Here is a 16,248-nt window from a genome sequence, read left to right as displayed (position 1 = left end):
TGATCTAAATCGCATCTGCCGTCATGTGCGTTGAAACTAGCCATCTTCCGTGCGTCATTAACGAATGAAACGCCGGATCTCGCATACGGTGGAGGATGTGAAACGCTCTGCCATGGAACTCGCCGCTATTGCCACCGCCGCCGTGCCGGGATTGACCCCGGTAAGGTTCGCCGCGTTGTCCGATGATGCAGAAGACTTCGATTCGGCACTCATCGTAGATTCCCAAAAACACCGCTGGCGCGTACGCTCGCCGCGCCACGACGAAGCGAGTATGCGCCTGGAAGCGGAGCTTTCCGCCTTGCGCGCTTTTTCGGCCAAGGTCAGGGCCGCGCTTCCGTTCGCCCTGCCCTCTGTCGCCGGAACTGTGCGTCAGGGCCCCTTGCGAACCTTCGTATATAAAGATCTTCCCGGCCGGGTTCCCACCCTCGACGAACTTGTCGAGGAGGGAAGCAAGATTGCGGTGGCCTTGGGTCAGTGCATGGCGGCGATCCACCAGATTCCCGATGATTCGGTCGAAGTTGCCGGATTGCCGACCTACACCGCCGATGAAGTTCGCCAGCGCAAGCTCAACGAGCTGGACACCGCCGCCGCGACGGGCCGAGTGCCTAGCCGCCTGCTGCGGCGTTGGGAGCACGCCATGGAAGATGTGTCGCTGTGGCGCTTTAACGCCACGGTGGTCCATGGCGACTTCGATGAAGAGCAGCTGCAGGTTTCCCACTCAAGCATTACCGCCGTCAAGGGCTGGACCGACTTGCATGTGGGCGACCCCGCCGACGACTTCGCCTGGCTCTCCGCCATTGATGACCAGAGCTTCAGCGAACGAGTATTCGCCGCCTATGTGGAGGCTCGCGGCAACTCAGCAGATCCGCACATCATGCGCCGTGCTGCGCTGGCTGCGGAATTCGCGCTCGCCCAGTGGTTGGTCAAGTCCCTGGACAGCAAAGACACCGAGCGCATTGCCGATGCCGACGAAATGCTGCAGGAACTGGATACGAATATAGCCGAGTACGGCGGTGAGCCGCTGTCCGTCGTTGAGGCTCCGCGCCCGCTGGCCGCTCCGGCATCCGCTTCGGTTGAGAAACCTGAAGTAGCGCCGAAGCCGAGCGCTCCGGCAATCAACTCTTCAAAGGTTACACAGCTTCCCGTCGAGGATGAGGTAGAAACCGACGCCCCACCGGAGGACAGCACGCCCAAGCCTCCAGCGGTCTCCGCCGTCCCCGTTGAAGCTGGCGTGCAGTCCCCCGCGGCACAGCACACAGACGACGCAGCGGCCGCAGGCAGCACTTCGCCGGAGGATGCCGCGAAGGCCGATTCGGGAAATAACCCTGCACAGGATGCGAAGCCAAGCGAGCCGGTGCCCGTGGAAGACACCGACTCCAAGGAAGAAACTACTTCGTAGCTTCCGTTTCGACCTGCTCCGTCAGGTTTTCGAAGGCCCCGGCGATCATGGATTCAAGTTCTTCTTCGGATGCCAGATATTCGGCGTGAATCGTGATGCCGGCGCCAACGTAGTAGAACGCGGCCTGAATCTGTTCCAGCGGGATCCCGTGCAGGCGTGACCAGCCAAGACGGTAGACCGCCAGCTGCACCAATTTGCTCTTCAGGTCCTTGCCGCTGGGCACCCTTCCGGTTTTCCAGTCGAGCATCAGCCAGGTGCCATCTTCAAGCTGGAAGACCGCATCGATGCGCCCGCGTACCGCAACCGGGCCCACACGTGTTTCCAGCGGCACCTCAACATATGCCGGTTGGCGTTCGGCCCATTCGCTGGCTAGGAACGCTTCCTTCATCGAGGCAAGATCCAGCACGTCGTCAATATATCGATCCGCTGGCTCGACGATCTCGCCTAGGTCGAGCATCTGGGTTTGTTCGTAGTATTCCTCGATCCAGGCGTGGAATGCGGTGCCTCGCCGGGCAGCCAGGCCGGGGCGGCGCGGAACGGGGCGGCGCAGGTTCTCCAGTACCTCCACAGAGTCTTCGGCAAGTTCAACGAACAATGAGGCCCGCACATGCTCGGGCGCAGCGATGACGCGTTCGCGGTTGTTCAGGAACTCGCGTTGCGCCAGCAACCTCTCCGCCTCGTCCTTCCAATGCTCCCCGAAGCCGGTCAGCATCTGGCTCGTCGCCTTGGCCGCAACAACGTCTTCGGCAAGCGCACTGAGCACCTCACGACGAGAATAGGGGTGCGGCGACTTTTGCACGGTGCCGGTAATCACCGGCCCGTCAAGCGGGTCGTACGGCCAGCGCGCCTCCATCGGTTGGGAGCGTACCGGATTTTCCTCGGGCCCCTGATCGTTTTCGACCCACACTCCAATTTCGGCGCGGGGTTCCTCCCCTTCGGCCAGTGGCAGCAGTGCGTCCATGAAGACCGAAGGTTCACAGGGCTTGGAGCGCGATCCCGACCAAATGCTGCTTGAACAGATCAGCAATGACTTAGCCCTGGTGACTGCCACGTAGGCGAGGCGGCGTTCTTCGGCAATATGATGGTCGTCCACCCGATCTTTGAAGATCGATTCGGCCTCGATCAGTTCCTTCAGCGCCGGCTGGTCGGTATCCCACTGCGGCAAATCGCCGGCATCTCCGCGCAACGGCCAAGGCAGCGCCTTATCGCCGCTGGTCCAACGATCGGATTTGGCTCCCGGGAAGACCCCCTCGTTCAAAGACATCACCGCGACGATGTCCCATTCGAGCCCCTTCGAGGCATGAATAGTCAATAACTGTACCGCCAGCGGATCAGCATCTTCGGAGGGCAGCGGGAGCCCCTTTTCCTTTTCGGCGGCCTGTTCAAGCCACATGAGGAAACCCGCCAACTCCACGCGCGGGGCATTGCGGCAATATTCGCGCACCACATCGGCGAAGGCATCCAGGTTCACCCGATATTTGTCCGCGGCAATCCACGGTCTGGCAGCCACCTCGATGTCCAGGTTCATGGCGCGTTCGACTTCTCGAATCAACGCTTCCAAATCATCGTTGGCGATCAAACGCAATTGCCGCAGTTCGGATCGCAGCGCTTCGAGCCGTTCATAGCCGGTATTCGACAACCGCCGGCCGTCGGAGCTCGTCCAACCAGCCGGAGGAAGGTAATCCAGCGCCTCGATCAGGCTTGCAGCGTCGTTGAGCTCCGCGCGGGCCGCCTCCTCCGTGCTTTGATTCTGGGTGATCGGTTCGGCGGAGTCCAGTTCGGGATTCAGCCCGCGCTCCCGGCGCCGGGCCAGCGAACGCGACCAATCGGCGAATGCTGCGAGGTCGGCGGCGCCCAAACGCCATCTGGCGCCTGCGAGCAAGCGCATCAGCTTGTCCGAGCGCAACGGATCCACCAGCACATGCAAACAGGACACGAGGTCGGTGAGCTCAGGGGTGCTGAGCAGCCCGGACAGCCCCACCAGCTGATAGGCAATGCCCCGTTCGCCAAGCACCTCGCCCATCACCGAGAGATTCGCCCGGTTGCGGCTGAGCACCGCGCTGGTCTTGTGCTCGGCACCGACGCCCTGGCGATTTTCTGCCACGATGAGGTCCGCGATCCGTTCGGCCTCCTCGCGGACGCTCGCGCAGCGATTGAGCACTACTCGGCCGGGCTGCGCAAAAGCCGAGGGTTCAAGCGGCTTGACGGAGACCGGTCCAATGGCCGGCTGCTGACCGCCAGCGGTAATGTGGTTTGCCGCGTCCAAGACGTTCACGGTATTCCGCCATGCCACCGTGAGGTGCTTGACATGTGCGAGGTCTCTGCTCGATTCGCGCACTATGGGGAATTCCTGGGGGAAGCGGAATAGCTGGCCGGCGCTGGCACCGCGGAATCCGTAGATGGATTGGTTGGGGTCCCCCACCGCGGTCACCGGGTGGCCATTGCCATAAAGTTGCGAGAACAGCACCATCTGGGCATGCGAGGTGTCTTGGAATTCATCGAGCAGCACCACCTTGTGGCTGGTGCGCTCGGCAAGCGCCGCGGCCGGAACTTCTTGCGCAATATGCGCCGCGTGGGAGACTAGATCGCCGTAGTCCATTACCCCGAGTTTCGCCTTGGACAGGGCGTATTCCTGGGCCAGCTCGGCGATGGTCGCGCGGGAGGCGAGCCGGTCGATCATGTTCTGCGCCGCAACGGTCCGCTTCTTTTCCTTGTCCGCCTGCATCGGGAACAGGGAGACTTCGGCAATGAGGTTGTCGAGCCATTGCTGGGCCTGCGGCGGGGAGACCAGATGCTCGGAGGACTCGGAGCTGAATGAGACGATTGCGTCGATCAGCGTGCTGGTCGCCGAGCCGAGATGCTCGTAGTTTCCGGTATAGCTCTCCAACACCTGATGGGCCAGCTGCCAGGATTGCGCCGCACCGAGCAATACCGTGTCTTCTTCGATCCCCAGGCGAAGTCCGTAGTCCTGCACCAAGGTATTGGCATAGGAATGGTAGGTGGATACCGCCGGGTCCAGGAAGTCTCTGGTTTCCTCTTCGCCGAGCAGCCCCGTGGCCACTAGCTGCGCGATCTTGGCTCGGATACGTGCGGAAAGTTCGCCGGCTGCCTTGCGCGTGAACGTCACGCCGAGGATTTCTTCCGGGCGAACCAGCCCGTTGGCGACGAGCCAAACCACCTTGTCCGCCATGGTCTTCGTCTTGCCGGAACCCGCGCCGGCGATGACCAGCATGGGTTCCAAGGGGGCACAGATGATCTCGGCCTGCTGCGCGGTTGGCGGGAACTGCTCCCCTAGGGCTTCGGAAAGTTCCTGCGGGGTGAATCGAATATTGCTCATGGTTCGGTGACCTGTCGTCCTTGCTCGCACAATGGGCAGATTTCGGGCAGCGTGCACGATCCGCGCAGGCCCTCGGAGCCAATGGTGTGCCGGGTGGTGAATTCGCGCTCGCCCATCAGCTCGGCCGCTTCGAGAATCAGCTCCCGCGCCCAGGTTTCTGTTCCAAGGGCCGGCTGATCCCGCAGGGTGGCCGACTTCGTCGGGGTACCGACGTAGACCAGCGACGCTCCGGCTGGTTCGGTGGAAAGCGCGGCGGTTTCATCGTGCTGCTGCAATGCACCGAGCTGCACCGCGGTCTGGTAGACGGCCAGCTGCGGGTGGGTTTCGGTGTCTTTGAGCGTTGGCGCTTTGCCACCGGTTTTCAGATCTACCACCGTGGCCTTGCCCTGCGCGTCGGCTTCCACCCGGTCGATGACTCCGCGCAGCTGGATATGCTTGCCTTCCTGCGGAACGTCAACCTGGAAGGACAGTTCTCTCGCTCGTAGTTCACGCCCGGAGGTGCGCATGGCGATGCTGTATTGCGCAAGTTTTTTGAGCATTTCTTCGGCTCTGTCAAAGTCGCGCTGCCCCTCCCAATTCGGGAGCTTTTCCAGCTCCGGCCACCGCTGCTCGAGGATGTTCGAGTATTCGCTCCCGCTGGCCTCCGGGTGCTCTTCGGCGATGGAGTGAATCAAGGTGCCCAGGGAGGCGGCGAAGTCATGCGCCGCTTCTCCCCCGGCGCTTTGCACAAACCAGTTCAGCGGCGACTTCACCAGGGTCTCGACCTTTGAGGGTGACACACGCAGCGGTTGATCGGCGGGAACCACCGGGGCGCTGGTGCTCAGTGGCTTCAATCCCCACCAACCCTTTGGGTGAGCGCCACGCACCGGGTATTCGCTGTCGGCCAATTGCCCTAGCACCGTGATGGCGTCGTGGTAGATCTCGTCGGCCGAAACGTGCTCGGGAGCGGGGACCGCGCCGAGTTGCGCGGCCTTGGCGCGTTCGGCCATCGAACGCAGTTCAGCCACCAGCGTGGGCAGGGCCCTGATTCGTGGGACCGCGGTGAGTTCTCGTTGCGCGCCGCCGTTTGGATCAACCAGGTCCAAGAACGATGAGGGTTGCGAGTCCTCGTTATCCACCGCCGTGCAAATCAACAATCGCGAGGCGCGCGAAACGGCGTTGCTGAAGCTTCGCATTTCATCATTGCGGATTCCGCGCACCAGCTGCGTCGGGGTGCGTGTGCTCAGGAAGGCCAGGCCGTGTTCTACCGCGTCGGCCAGGGCGTTGGAACCCAGCAGCTCACCGCGCAGCCGCAGGTTCGGCCAGCTGCCTTCCTGCAGGCCCGGAATGAATACGACGGGCCAGTGCTTGCCTGCGGCCGCCGCGGTGGTCAGCACCGTGACCGTTTTCGTCCCGGTGGCTCGCGAGGCCAGTGAGTCCATCGGCAGTTCCTGATGCAAAATGTGATCGATGAAAAGTTCCACGCTGGCACCGGGCAGCTGATCCACAAACCGTTCGGCTGCCTGGAATAGCGAAAGGACCGCGTCCAGGTCGTGATCGGCACGACGGGCGGTATTTCCGGTGCCCAGCGCTTCCTTGCGCCAGGCGTTGGCCCGGCCCGAAGCTTCCCACAACGCCCACAGCGCCGTTTCCGGGGTTGCCTGCCCGGTGGCAAGCTCGGTGCGCAAGGCACCGAACATGCTCAGCAGGCGTTCCAAGCCAAAGGCTACGGGCCCCAAGTCACGGCTCAGTTCCGGTTCATGAAGGCTCGCTTCGAGAAGCTCTTGGCTGGATCGCCGTCCGCCCACCGAGCTTTCGCGTTGGCGCAGCAGCTGCCTCAGGCGTCGAATTTCCAATGCGGTGCTCATTCCGTAGCGCGAGAGCAGCAGGTTCTGCATCAGCAGCGGATCGTCGCTTACGCCGCCGGCCAGGGCCAGCTGGACCAGGTCGAGCAAGGGCCGTACCGCGCCCTCATCCTTCAAGGGGATTTCGGCCGGTGGAACCTGGACCGCGATCCCTTGGCCTTCGAGGAACCGGCTGAAGGACCGTACCTGTGAACCGTTGCGGACCACGATGGCCATGTCGGAGAGCGGGAAGCCCTCGTAGAGATCCATCTGGACTATGCGTTGGGCTATGTAGCGTTCTTCCAAGGTGGAGTTTTCAAAGCACAGAGCTTGAACCTGCCCGGTTTCGGTTTCCGCTGGCGCTTCCAGTTTTCGTCCGCGCAGGCCGGCCGCTAGCGGGATTCGCCGCACGACGCGCTTCCAAGCATCCATAATGGCCGGTGCCATGCGCAAGCTGGTATCCAATTCGAAGAGTTGAGCCTCATCCTTGCTGCTGTAATTTTGCGAGAAACGGTTCAGCTCATCGGGGCGTGCACCACGAAATCCTTGGACCACATTATCTGGCGCCGCAAAGGCAACGAGCCGGCGATCACGCGCGATCAGCCGCAAAAGCCGATGCTGCGACAAGGTCGCTTCTTGCAGGTCATCGACGAGGATCAGCTGCAGTTTTTCGTGCTCTTCGGCCAGGAATTCTGGATGCTGTTCGAACAATTGGGCGGCACGGGTCATCAGACCCGCCGGGTCAAAAGCTTCCGCACTGCCTAGGTCCAGCAGGTCGCGGTATTCCTGATAGAAGCGTGCCGCGGCCACCCACTCTGCGCGCTTGGCCTGTTCCCCAAGTTGCGCAATATCTACCGGTTCAAGTCCAAGCTCAGAAACCCGGTCAAAGAATTCACGCAGTTCTTTCCTGAACCCGCGTGTTTCGACCGCTAAGTTCAAGTCCTCGGGCCACCCCGGGCCCGCGGTCAATCCCTGCTGGTGGCCTTCGAGGAGGTTGCCGATGAGCGTATCCTGTTCAGGTCCCGAAAGGAGTCGAGGAGCCCGTTCCAAATTCGGCAGCAGGCCTTCCAAGCGTGCCCTTCGGATGAGATCAAAGGCATATGCGGACCAGGTCCGCACCACCGGCTCCGTAAAAGTTTGATCCGCTCGGCGGCTGAGGTCGTCTCGAATGCCGGCAGCGGTCAGACGAGTTGGCGCAATAATCAACAGCTGCAGCGGATCCAAACCAGCGTCCAGATGCGCCACGGCTGTGTCCAGCAGGGCCGTGCTTTTCCCAGTCCCCGGGGCCCCGGTCACGAGGGTAGGTTTGGCTACCGTTGCCAGCCTCTCAAGCAGCGAAGACGTATCCAGTTGTGCCGGGTCGGTCATATCTTCCATGTTCATAGTTGATCATCCGCTTCGGACAAGTAGCCCGGTTGCAACGCCGCTTTGAGCGAATCGATTTGCGCCCATTGGGCATCGTTCGGTTTCCAGCGTGCTTGGGCCATATTCACGCGTCGACCCCGGCGGGGAGTGTTCTCCCGCGTCCACTCGTCCTCTCCTCGTTCGCCGAGTGCCAAAGTCAGGGTGCCGTCGGCCCGAAGAATGCGCCACCAGGGTGTCCCCTCCGGTGAACTTCCCATCGCCTTGCCAGCCTGCCGAGCGCCGCCGACCCCCAGGAGCTCTGCTACGTCGCCATAGCTGAGTACCGCTCCCGGCGGGACAAGTGCCGCCAGCCGATGGACGGCCTCGGCATACTCGAGGGGCAAGTGGCTTGATTCGGAGCTCATGTCCCTATTGTGCCAACTTGGACATCCTCATCCACAACCGGAGCGTCAGCCCAATGGTTGACCGAATGAGCGGGTAGCGTTGATTTCATGAATGAATGGCATAAGGGCCTTGCAGTTGGCTTTGACTTGGAAACCACTGGCGTCGACACCACTACGGCGCGCATCGTCACTGCGTCGGTGGTTCTGCTTGATGCCCAAGGTCAGGTTGTGAACCAGCGGGAGTGGCTGATTGATCCCGGCGTTGAAATTCCCGAGGCTGCTGCCGCGGTGCACGGCGTGTCCACCGAAAAAGCTCGCGCGGAGGGCATTCCTGCCGCTCAGGGCGTTGCCGAGATCCTCAACCTGCTCCAGTTCGCCGCCCAGCAGTCCCCGGTGGTCGCGTTCAACGCCGCCTATGACTTCTCCGTCCTGCATGCCGAGGCCTTGCGCTACGACCTGGTGCCGTTCATCCCCGGAATCGTGATTGACCCGTTCATCATCGACAAGCAGGTCGACAAGTTCCGCAAGGGAAAGCGCACGCTGGCAGCTGCCTGCGAACACTACGGCGTCGTCCTGGAAAATGCCCACACCTCCTTCGCCGATTCGGTGGCATGCGTGGCGGTAGCGCGAGCCATCGCCGAGAAGTACCCGCAGCTACAAGTTGATCCGCAGGATTTGCACGGCTGGCAGATCGGGTGGGCTCGCGAACAAGCCGCGAGCTTCCAGGAATACCTGCGCAAGCGCGATCCCCAGGCCCTCGTCGATGGCGCTTGGCCGATAAAAGACAGCTAAACCATGCATTTCCAGTGAATGTTAGGCACTTCACATCCTAAAAACTGGCTCCCGCGAGATTCCGGGTAAGTCATTAGTTCATCTTCAGTCACAAATCTGCGAATCATCTTCGATTCGTCCCCGATTTTGGCCGCATATGAAGAATAGTGAATGTGTTTTGCGGGCGGTTCGGGCGATATTGTTCGATAGTGATTCAATGGAGGGTACTCTCTATACCCCTTGAGAATTGAAGGAACGCGCCTAGTGATCACAGTTAGTGACCTGCGTAAGGTTTATCGTCAAGGCAGCAATGACGTTGTTGCACTGGATGGTGTCAGCCTTGAAGTCCCGACCGGGAAAATTCATGGCATCGTTGGACATTCCGGAGCTGGCAAATCAACACTTGTCCGCTGCCTGACGTTGCTTGACCAGCCTACGTCCGGCTCCGTTGCGGTTAACGGCAAGGAACTGACGAATGTCGACTCCGACGCGTTACGCAACGCTCGTCGCCGTATCGGCATGGTCTTCCAGCATGCCAATCTGTTCGATTCACGAACCACCGAACAGAATGTTGCCTACCCACTGGAATTGGTGGGCACACCGAAGAAGGAAATCGCCGAGAAAGTTGCGCAGCTTTTGGAACTCGTCGGGCTGAAGAAGTTCGCCAAGGGCTACCCATCGCAGCTTTCCGGTGGTCAGCGACAGCGCGTGGGTATCGCCCGCGCGTTAGCGACAGACCCCGACGTGCTGCTCTGCGACGAGCCAACCAGTGCTTTGGACCCGGCCACCACCGATGAAATTCTTGAACTGGTTAGGAAGCTTCGCGACCGGTTGAACATCACGGTACTGATCATCACCCACGAGATGCACGTCGTCAAGCAGATTTGCGATTCGGTTTCCCTGCTCGAAGCCGGCAAGATCGTGGAGCACGGCGACCTCGAAGCGGTCATCACCAACGCTTCAGGACGTTTGGCTTCTACGCTGCTTCCACTGCCGGGAGAAGCCCCGCAGGCAGAAGGTGCAGGTCGCGTACTTGACCTGCTCTACACGGGCGCGCAAGCCACCGAGCCGGTCATCTCCGGCATCGCACGAAAGTTCAACACCGACGTCAATGTCTTGGCAGGTTCGGTAGAGCATCTGGGCGACCAGCAGTTCGCGCATCTGCGTGTGCAGTTTGCCCCAGACGTGGACATCGCTGCGATTATCGAACATTTGGAGTCCACAGGTATTGCAGTGACCGTGAAGGAGGCCAAGTAAGTTATGGATTACTTCACTGAACTCTTGAATAACCCAGGCATCACCAAGGCCATGTGGCCGGCCACCGTTGAGACCATGCAAATGGTTTTCATCTCGTCGGTAGTATCCGTCGTGGTGGGTTTGCTGATTGGCATTTTATTGCACACCACCGATAAGACTGGGCTGGCGCCCATGCGTTGGCTGAACGTGATTTTGTCGGGCATCATCGTGAATATCACCCGTTCAATCCCGTTCGCAATCTTGATGGTCGCCTTGATTCCATTCTCGGCATTGGTTGTTGGCACATCGCTAGGTCCCATCGCCGCCTCAGTCTCGCTGACTATCGGTACGGTCCCTTTCTTCGCTCGACTGGTGGAGACCGCGCTACGCGATGTCTCATCCGGAAAGATCGACGCCGCGCTGGTCATGGGCTCCACCAAGATGCAGGTTATTCGCAAGGTCATGGTTCCCGAAGCGCTACCCGGTATAGTCTCGGCGATCACCACCACCGTCGTGACGATCATTGGATACTCTGCCATGGCAGGTTTGGTTGGCGGCGGCGGCTTGGGCCGGTTGGCCTACAACTACGGTTACACGCGCTACGAACTTGAAATCATGATCATTACCATCATCATCATCGTGATAATGGTGCAAGTGGTACAGATCCTCGGCGACTGGATTGCCCGCAAGGTTGATCACCGCTAGGAAATCACTATTCCGCCGGGCCACCGGCGGACTGGGGCGGCACCCTCACCGCTCCATTCAGCTCCCCCGTTACCGGCAACGGTCCATATCAAAGGAATCACTCACATGCGTCAAAAGCTCGCTCTCGCCGTCACTGGTGTCGCCACTCTCTTTGCGGTGACCGCTTGCGGTAGCACCGGTTCCACCGAACCATCCGCAGAAGCCAGCCTGGACCCGGCAAACCCTGTTGTCGTCACTGTAGGCGCAAGCTCTGTTCCACACGCTCAGATTCTTGAGTACGTTGATGAAGAGCTTGCCAAAGATGCTGGCATCGATCTGGACATCGTTGAATACGATGACTATATCCTCCCAAACACCTCGTTGGAAGATGGCTCACTTGATGCCAACTACTTCCAAACTGAGGCTTACCTAGCCCAGCAGGTTGCGGACAAGGGCTACGAATTTGAGCACGGCAAAGGCATTCATGTCGAGCCGATGACCGTTTTCTCCAAAAAGTTCAGTGAGCCAGCTGACGTCACCGAAGGTGCATCTGTCGTCCTCAACAACGACCCAGCGAATCAGCTTCGCGGCTTGCGTCTGTTGGAAAGCACAGGCTTGCTTTCCGGACTGGAAGACAGCGACACCGTGTTGACCATTGAGGACGACGAAGCAAAGAACCCCAAGAAACTGAAGTTCACTGAGATGAATGCCGAACAGGTTCCACAGGTTTACACCAAAGACGATTCCGTCGACGTTGCGGTAATCAACGGAAACTTCATTGCCCAGGCCAAGTTGAATCTTGACGAAGAACTTGATCAGGAAAGCGGCGAAAACAATCCACATGCTAACTTCCTGACCTGGCGTGCCGGTGAAGAAACTCCTGCAATCACCAAGCTCGACGAACTGCTGCACTCCGATGAGGTTGGAGCCTACATTAGCGAAACTTGGACCGATGGAAGCGTCATCCCAGCTTTCTAAGCACAAGTAAATAATAGAGCTGCGCTGTTCCCGTTTTGAGGAACAGCGCAGCTCTACTTTATGCGGTCAAAGTCCTAGAGATTAGCCAGCTTGCGAAAGTCCCAGCAGCCGTGCCCCGTTCTCCCAGAGCACCGCTCGCATCCAGGATTTTCCGTGCCCCAACCGGGCTAGTGCCTGCAGCTGATGCGCATAGGGATAAGGGATATTCGGGTAATCCGAGCCGAGAATGACTTTGTCCTGGAGTGAAGCCAAACGGGAAATATAGCTTTGCGGCATCGGCGCGAATTCGTTGGTGAAGTCGGTACCCACCATGGTCGTATCCAGGTAAACGCCTGAAAACGCCTCGGCAAGATCGGCAAATTCGTGATACTCGGGCATCCCCATATGCGCTATGACCAGCACGAGGTCCGGATACTTCTCCAGCAGGATTCGAACGTTCTGCGGCCCGGTGTAGTTGCCGCTCAACGGTGCCGAACCGGCATGGATGACCACCGGTATCCTGCTTTGCTCGAGGACTTCCCATGCTTCGTCGAGCAGCGCATCGTGGGGCGCGAACCCGCCGACTTGGATGTGGATCTTGAATAGTTGTGCCCCGGCATCGATGGCCTGCCGAACGTAGCTGCCTACCCCGGGCTCCGGGTAAAAGGTTGCGCAATGCAGTGCCCCGTCGACGCGTTCGGCGAAGCGCGCCGCCCAATCATTGAGCCAACTGGCCATGCCCGCCTTATGCGCGTACGAAAGCGCAGGGATAGCCGCCAACCCGATCTCACGGAGCCGTTGGATTCGGGCGTCCTCAGCCATGCGATAGGTAATCGGCCAGCAACGACCATAACGTTGCTCCGCCTCATCGAAGTACGCCCAGACCTTTTCCAGCATCGGCTCGGGCAGAAAGTGCACATGGATATCGGCCAACCCGGGTATGCCCAGATAGTCCAACAAATCCGGAATCTGCTCGTCGATCAGGGGAATCATGTGCTCGGCGATCGTCTCGGTCATCTGGCGCTCCTCTGGTTTTCACTGCCGTTGTTGATGCTGATGCTGTGGGCCAAGCTATCAGGGACCGCCGGCGGCTGCCCAGTTCCCGGCCCAGAATAGCAAGAGGCCACGGTAGCCGCTGCCCGGATGGGGCGAGCGGCTACCGTGGCCTCTTGGTGCTGGTGGCTACTATGCGGTGGCCGCAGCGGCGGCCCGAGCGGCCGCTGGCAGTGCCGCGAAGATCTTCTCCATGGCTGCGTCGTCGTGTGCCGCGGAGAGGAACCAAGCCTCGAACACGCTTGGCGGCAGGTAGATGCCAGAGTCGAGCATCGAGTGGAAGAACGGCGCGTAGCGGAATGCTTCCTGCCCCTGCGCGTCGGCGTAGTTGTGCACGCCCTTGGCCGAGGTGCCGAAGGCCACCGAGAACAGCGAACCGACGCGCTGGATCGAGTGATCCACCCCGGCGGTGTCAAAGGCCTCGCGCAGCGCGCCTTCCAGCGCGGTGGACGCCTTGAGGATGTGTGCGTAGACCTCCTCGGTGGCGTGGGTCAGCTGTGCGATGCCGGCCGCCATGGCGACCGGGTTACCCGAGAGGGTTCCCGCCTGGTAGACCGGGCCCAAGGGAGCCAGATAATCCATCACCTCGGCGCGGCCGCCCAGGGCCGCGGTCGGCAAGCCGCCGCCGATGACCTTGCCGAAGGTGTACAGATCCGCGTTCCAGCCCTCTTCCTTGCCGGTCAAGCCCCAGTACCCGGAGGACGAGGCGCGGAAGCCGGTCAGTACCTCGTCGAGGATCAGCAGCGCGCCATGCTTGGCGGTGGTGTCCTTCAGGAACTTGTTGAAGCCCTCCTCCGGTACCACCACGCCCATATTGCAGGGTGCGGATTCGGTGATCACGGCCGCGATATTCGCCCCGTGCGCGGCGAACGCCGCGTCGATGGCGGCACGGTCGTTATACGGCAGGACCAAGGTCTCGGCGGCGGTGGCCGCGGTGACCCCGGCGGAACCCGGCAGCGCCAAGGTGGCGACGCCCGAGCCGGCATCCGCAAGCAAGCTGTCGAGGTGGCCGTGGTAGCAGCCGGAGAACTTGATGATCAATTCGCGGCCGGTGAAGCCGCGGGCCAGGCGCACGGCGGTCATGGTGGCCTCGGTGCCGGTGGAAACCATGCGCACGCGGTCCACGCCGCCCATGCGATCCTTGATCAGCCGGCCGAGCTTTGCCTCATCCGGGGTGGAGGCGCCGAAGGACAACCCGCGGTCGACCGCGGCGTGCACCGCCGACTGGATCTCCGGGTGGGCATGCCCCAGCAGGGCAGGACCCCAGGAACACACCAGGTCAACGTATTCCTTGCCATCGGCATCGGTGAGGTAAGCGCCCTTGGCGCCGACCATGAACGGCGGCACGCCGCCGACGGAGCCGAAGGCGCGCACCGGCGAGTTCACGCCACCGGGCATGACGTCACGGGCCTCGGTGAAAAGCTTCTCGGAATTCGACATTTATTTTTTTCCTTCGTTCAACCAGCCGGCGACTTCGGCTGCGTAGTAGGTCAAGATTTGCTGGGCGCCGGCCCGGCGAATGGAAAGCAGGGATTCGAGCACCGCGGCGCGGCGGTCGATCCAGCCGTTGGCCGACGCGGCTTCGATCATCGCGTATTCTCCGGAGATCTGATAGGCGGAGACCGGAACCGGGGACAGCTGAGCGATATCCGAGACGATGTCCAGGTAGCTCATGGCTGGCTTGACCATGACCATATCCGCGCCTTCGGCCAGGTCCAGTTCGACTTCCAGCAGCGCCTCGCGGCGGTTCGAGGCGTCCATTTGGTAGCTGCGACGATCCCCCTGCAGCTGCGAGTCGACGGCCTCGCGGAATGGGCCGTAGAAGGCGCTGGCGTATTTCGCCGCATAGGCGAGCACCGCCACGTCCTGCTGCCCGGCCTGGTCCAAGGCCTCGCGGATCACCGCGATCTGCCCGTCCATCATGCCCGAAGGGCCCAGGATGTGCGCCCCCGCCTCGGCCTGGACTACCGCCATCTCGGCATAGATTTCCAGGGTCCGATCATTGTCCACCCGGCCCTGGGCATCAAGCACGCCGCAGTGGCCATGAGAGGTGAACTCGTCCAGGCACACGTCGGACATGATGACCAGCTCGTCGCCGACCTCTTCGCGAACGGCCGCGATGCCCCGGTTCAAGATGCCGTTCGGGTCGATTCCGGCGCTGCCGTTTTCGTCCCGGTCCTCCGGGATGCCAAAGAGCATGATGCCGCCCAGGCCCCGCTCGGCGGCATCCGCCGCAGCGGCCTTGAGCGAATCCATGGTGTGCTGCACGACCCCGGGCATGGAGCTGATCGGGTTCGGCTCGCCGATGCCCTCGCGGACGAAGGCGGGCAGGATCAACTGACGCGAGGACAGCTCGTACTCTGCGACGAGTCGGCGAACTGCAGGATTCTGCCGGAGCCGGCGAGGTCGGTGCTGAGGGAAAGCCATGTCACTTCTTTCTAGAATTGATGATTCGCATTGTGCAAAAGTTCTTGGGCCGCGCGAGCTAAACCGGCGGGCGTCGGTTCCGCGGCGATGGCGTCGGCGCGCAACCCGGCCGCGCGCAAGGCCGCGGCCGTAGGCTGGCCGATGGCAACGGTTTTCACCCGCTCGGGCAACCGGTCACCGGCTAGCTGCACGAATCGGCGCACGATGCTTGGTGCGCTAAACACCAGCAGATCCAGCCGATCCAGCTGCCGGGTTATCTCTTCCGGGGCGAGCACGCGAATTCCCGGTGGCGCCGGCACCGCCGTAAGCGGTGCTCCCCCGCTGCCGGCGGCAACCGTGCGGTAAGCCAGGACCTCGTGGACTTCATGGGCGCCGAGCCCGGCGCCAAGCGTCGAGCTGGCCAGGTCCCCATGCGGATAGAAGATCTTCTGCCCCGGTTCCAGCTGCCACTGGGCCACCATTCCGGCCGCGGACTGCTCCGTCGGCACAAAATCCGCATCGACGCCCAACCGCGCGCGGGCGGCCTTGGCGGTCTTCGTGCCCACCGCCGCCACGCGCAGCCGCGGCGGAAGCGGGCGCCCGGCCAGCAAGGTGGCGATCACCTCCACGGTATTCACCGAGGTGAGCACCAGCCACTGGTAGGAGCCCGCCGCCAGTGCCGCGACGCCGCGGGACAGCTCGCTGCGATCCGCGGGCCAGACGGTGTCGATCAGCCGGGCACAGCAAGATTCGATGCCCAGCTGCTCAAATTCCCGCACGGTAGCCGCGGCTCGCGCCGCGTCGCGCAGGATCAACGCCTGATAGCTCATGGTC

General features: G+C 61.5%; 12 protein-coding genes. 5 read left to right on the top strand and 7 right to left on the bottom strand.

The features are described from left to right. Positions 1-97: 97 nt before the first annotated feature. Positions 98-1,399, top strand: coding sequence for a phosphotransferase (locus ACT3UQ_RS14460; RefSeq protein WP_444637376.1), 1,302 nt, complete (start codon positions 98-100; stop codon positions 1,397-1,399). Here ACT3UQ_RS14460 and ACT3UQ_RS14455 read toward each other — a convergent pair. From ACT3UQ_RS14455 to ACT3UQ_RS14445, 3 genes are read right to left on the bottom strand one after another with little or no spacing between them, the layout of a single operon-like run. Beyond that, entirely contained in the window at positions 1,389-4,736 is a 3,348-nt protein-coding gene (locus tag ACT3UQ_RS14455; protein WP_444637375.1) for an ATP-dependent helicase, read from the bottom strand. The genes ACT3UQ_RS14460 and ACT3UQ_RS14455 overlap by 11 nt on opposite strands. Further along, positions 4,733-7,942, bottom strand: a complete 3,210-nt coding sequence (locus tag ACT3UQ_RS14450; protein WP_444637373.1) for an ATP-dependent helicase — start codon at positions 7,940-7,942, stop codon at positions 4,733-4,735. Before ACT3UQ_RS14450 ends, ACT3UQ_RS14455 begins: the two co-directional genes overlap by 4 nt. Continuing rightward, positions 7,939-8,328, bottom strand: a complete 390-nt coding sequence (locus ACT3UQ_RS14445; protein ID WP_105649578.1) for an MGMT family protein — start codon at positions 8,326-8,328, stop codon at positions 7,939-7,941. Before ACT3UQ_RS14445 ends, ACT3UQ_RS14450 begins: the two co-directional genes overlap by 4 nt. Before the next feature lie 87 nt (positions 8,329-8,415). Here ACT3UQ_RS14445 and ACT3UQ_RS14440 point away from each other — a divergent pair, with 87 nt between their 5' ends. The 4 genes from ACT3UQ_RS14440 to ACT3UQ_RS14425 all read left to right on the top strand — a co-directional run bounded on the left by ACT3UQ_RS14440 (position 8,416) and on the right by ACT3UQ_RS14425 (position 11,976). Continuing rightward, positions 8,416-9,099, top strand: coding sequence for a 3'-5' exonuclease (locus tag ACT3UQ_RS14440; RefSeq protein WP_444637371.1), 684 nt, complete (start codon positions 8,416-8,418; stop codon positions 9,097-9,099). A 243-nt stretch (positions 9,100-9,342) separates the two neighbouring features. Further along, positions 9,343-10,335 (top strand): methionine ABC transporter ATP-binding protein, encoded by a 993-nt coding sequence (locus ACT3UQ_RS14435; RefSeq protein ID WP_444637369.1) that lies wholly within the window; start codon positions 9,343-9,345, stop codon positions 10,333-10,335. A gap of 3 nt (positions 10,336-10,338) precedes the next feature. Beyond that, positions 10,339-11,019 (top strand): methionine ABC transporter permease, encoded by a 681-nt coding sequence (locus tag ACT3UQ_RS14430; RefSeq protein WP_105553004.1) that lies wholly within the window; start codon positions 10,339-10,341, stop codon positions 11,017-11,019. Between the two features lie 105 nt (positions 11,020-11,124). Beyond that, entirely contained in the window at positions 11,125-11,976 is an 852-nt protein-coding gene (locus ACT3UQ_RS14425) for a MetQ/NlpA family ABC transporter substrate-binding protein (protein WP_105553005.1), read from the top strand. Between the two features lie 81 nt (positions 11,977-12,057). Here the strand turns inward: ACT3UQ_RS14425 and ACT3UQ_RS14420 are convergent, their stop codons facing one another. From ACT3UQ_RS14420 to ACT3UQ_RS14405, 4 genes are all read right to left on the bottom strand, one after another. Next, on the bottom strand, positions 12,058-12,972 hold the full coding sequence (locus ACT3UQ_RS14420) for an amidohydrolase family protein (RefSeq protein WP_444637367.1): 915 nt from the start codon (positions 12,970-12,972) through the stop codon (positions 12,058-12,060). Between the two features lie 168 nt (positions 12,973-13,140). Continuing rightward, entirely contained in the window at positions 13,141-14,448 is a 1,308-nt protein-coding gene (hemL, locus tag ACT3UQ_RS14415) for a glutamate-1-semialdehyde 2,1-aminomutase (protein ID WP_096284592.1), read from the bottom strand. Next, positions 14,449-15,435 carry a porphobilinogen synthase gene (hemB, locus tag ACT3UQ_RS14410; protein ID WP_444635827.1) on the bottom strand — a complete coding sequence of 329 codons (987 nt, stop codon included), beginning with the start codon at positions 15,433-15,435 and terminating at the stop codon, positions 14,449-14,451. Between the two features lie 11 nt (positions 15,436-15,446). Beyond that, complete coding sequence (locus tag ACT3UQ_RS14405; protein ID WP_444637366.1) at positions 15,447-16,244, bottom strand: uroporphyrinogen-III synthase; 798 nt, start codon at positions 16,242-16,244, stop codon at positions 15,447-15,449. Positions 16,245-16,248 lie beyond the last annotated feature (4 nt).

Origin of the sequence: Glutamicibacter sp. AOP12-B1-11 (assembly GCF_052379245.1) — a bacterium.
In the GTDB taxonomy this organism is placed as follows: domain Bacteria; phylum Actinomycetota; class Actinomycetes; order Actinomycetales; family Micrococcaceae; genus Glutamicibacter.
This window is presented reverse-complemented; position numbering and strand designations above follow the sequence as displayed.

What these genes read in the sequence shown, in the direction of transcription:
- ACT3UQ_RS14405 (WP_444637366.1), bottom strand. Translation starts at nt 16,244, where the DNA reads ATGAGCTATCAGGCGTTGATCCTGCGCGACGCGGCGCGAGCCGCGGCT.
- ACT3UQ_RS14430 (WP_105553004.1), top strand. Translation starts at nt 10,339, where the DNA reads ATGGATTACTTCACTGAACTCTTGAATAACCCAGGCATCACCAAGGCC.
- ACT3UQ_RS14455 (WP_444637375.1), bottom strand. Translation starts at nt 4,736, where the DNA reads ATGAGCAATATTCGATTCACCCCGCAGGAACTTTCCGAAGCCCTAGGG.
- ACT3UQ_RS14440 (WP_444637371.1), top strand. Translation starts at nt 8,416, where the DNA reads ATGAATGAATGGCATAAGGGCCTTGCAGTTGGCTTTGACTTGGAAACC.
- hemL (WP_096284592.1), bottom strand. Translation starts at nt 14,448, where the DNA reads ATGTCGAATTCCGAGAAGCTTTTCACCGAGGCCCGTGACGTCATGCCC.
- ACT3UQ_RS14445 (WP_105649578.1), bottom strand. Translation starts at nt 8,328, where the DNA reads ATGAGCTCCGAATCAAGCCACTTGCCCCTCGAGTATGCCGAGGCCGTC.
- ACT3UQ_RS14450 (WP_444637373.1), bottom strand. Translation starts at nt 7,942, where the DNA reads ATGAACATGGAAGATATGACCGACCCGGCACAACTGGATACGTCTTCG.
- ACT3UQ_RS14420 (WP_444637367.1), bottom strand. Translation starts at nt 12,972, where the DNA reads ATGACCGAGACGATCGCCGAGCACATGATTCCCCTGATCGACGAGCAG.
- hemB (WP_444635827.1), bottom strand. Translation starts at nt 15,435, where the DNA reads ATGGCTTTCCCTCAGCACCGACCTCGCCGGCTCCGGCAGAATCCTGCA.
- ACT3UQ_RS14425 (WP_105553005.1), top strand. Translation starts at nt 11,125, where the DNA reads ATGCGTCAAAAGCTCGCTCTCGCCGTCACTGGTGTCGCCACTCTCTTT.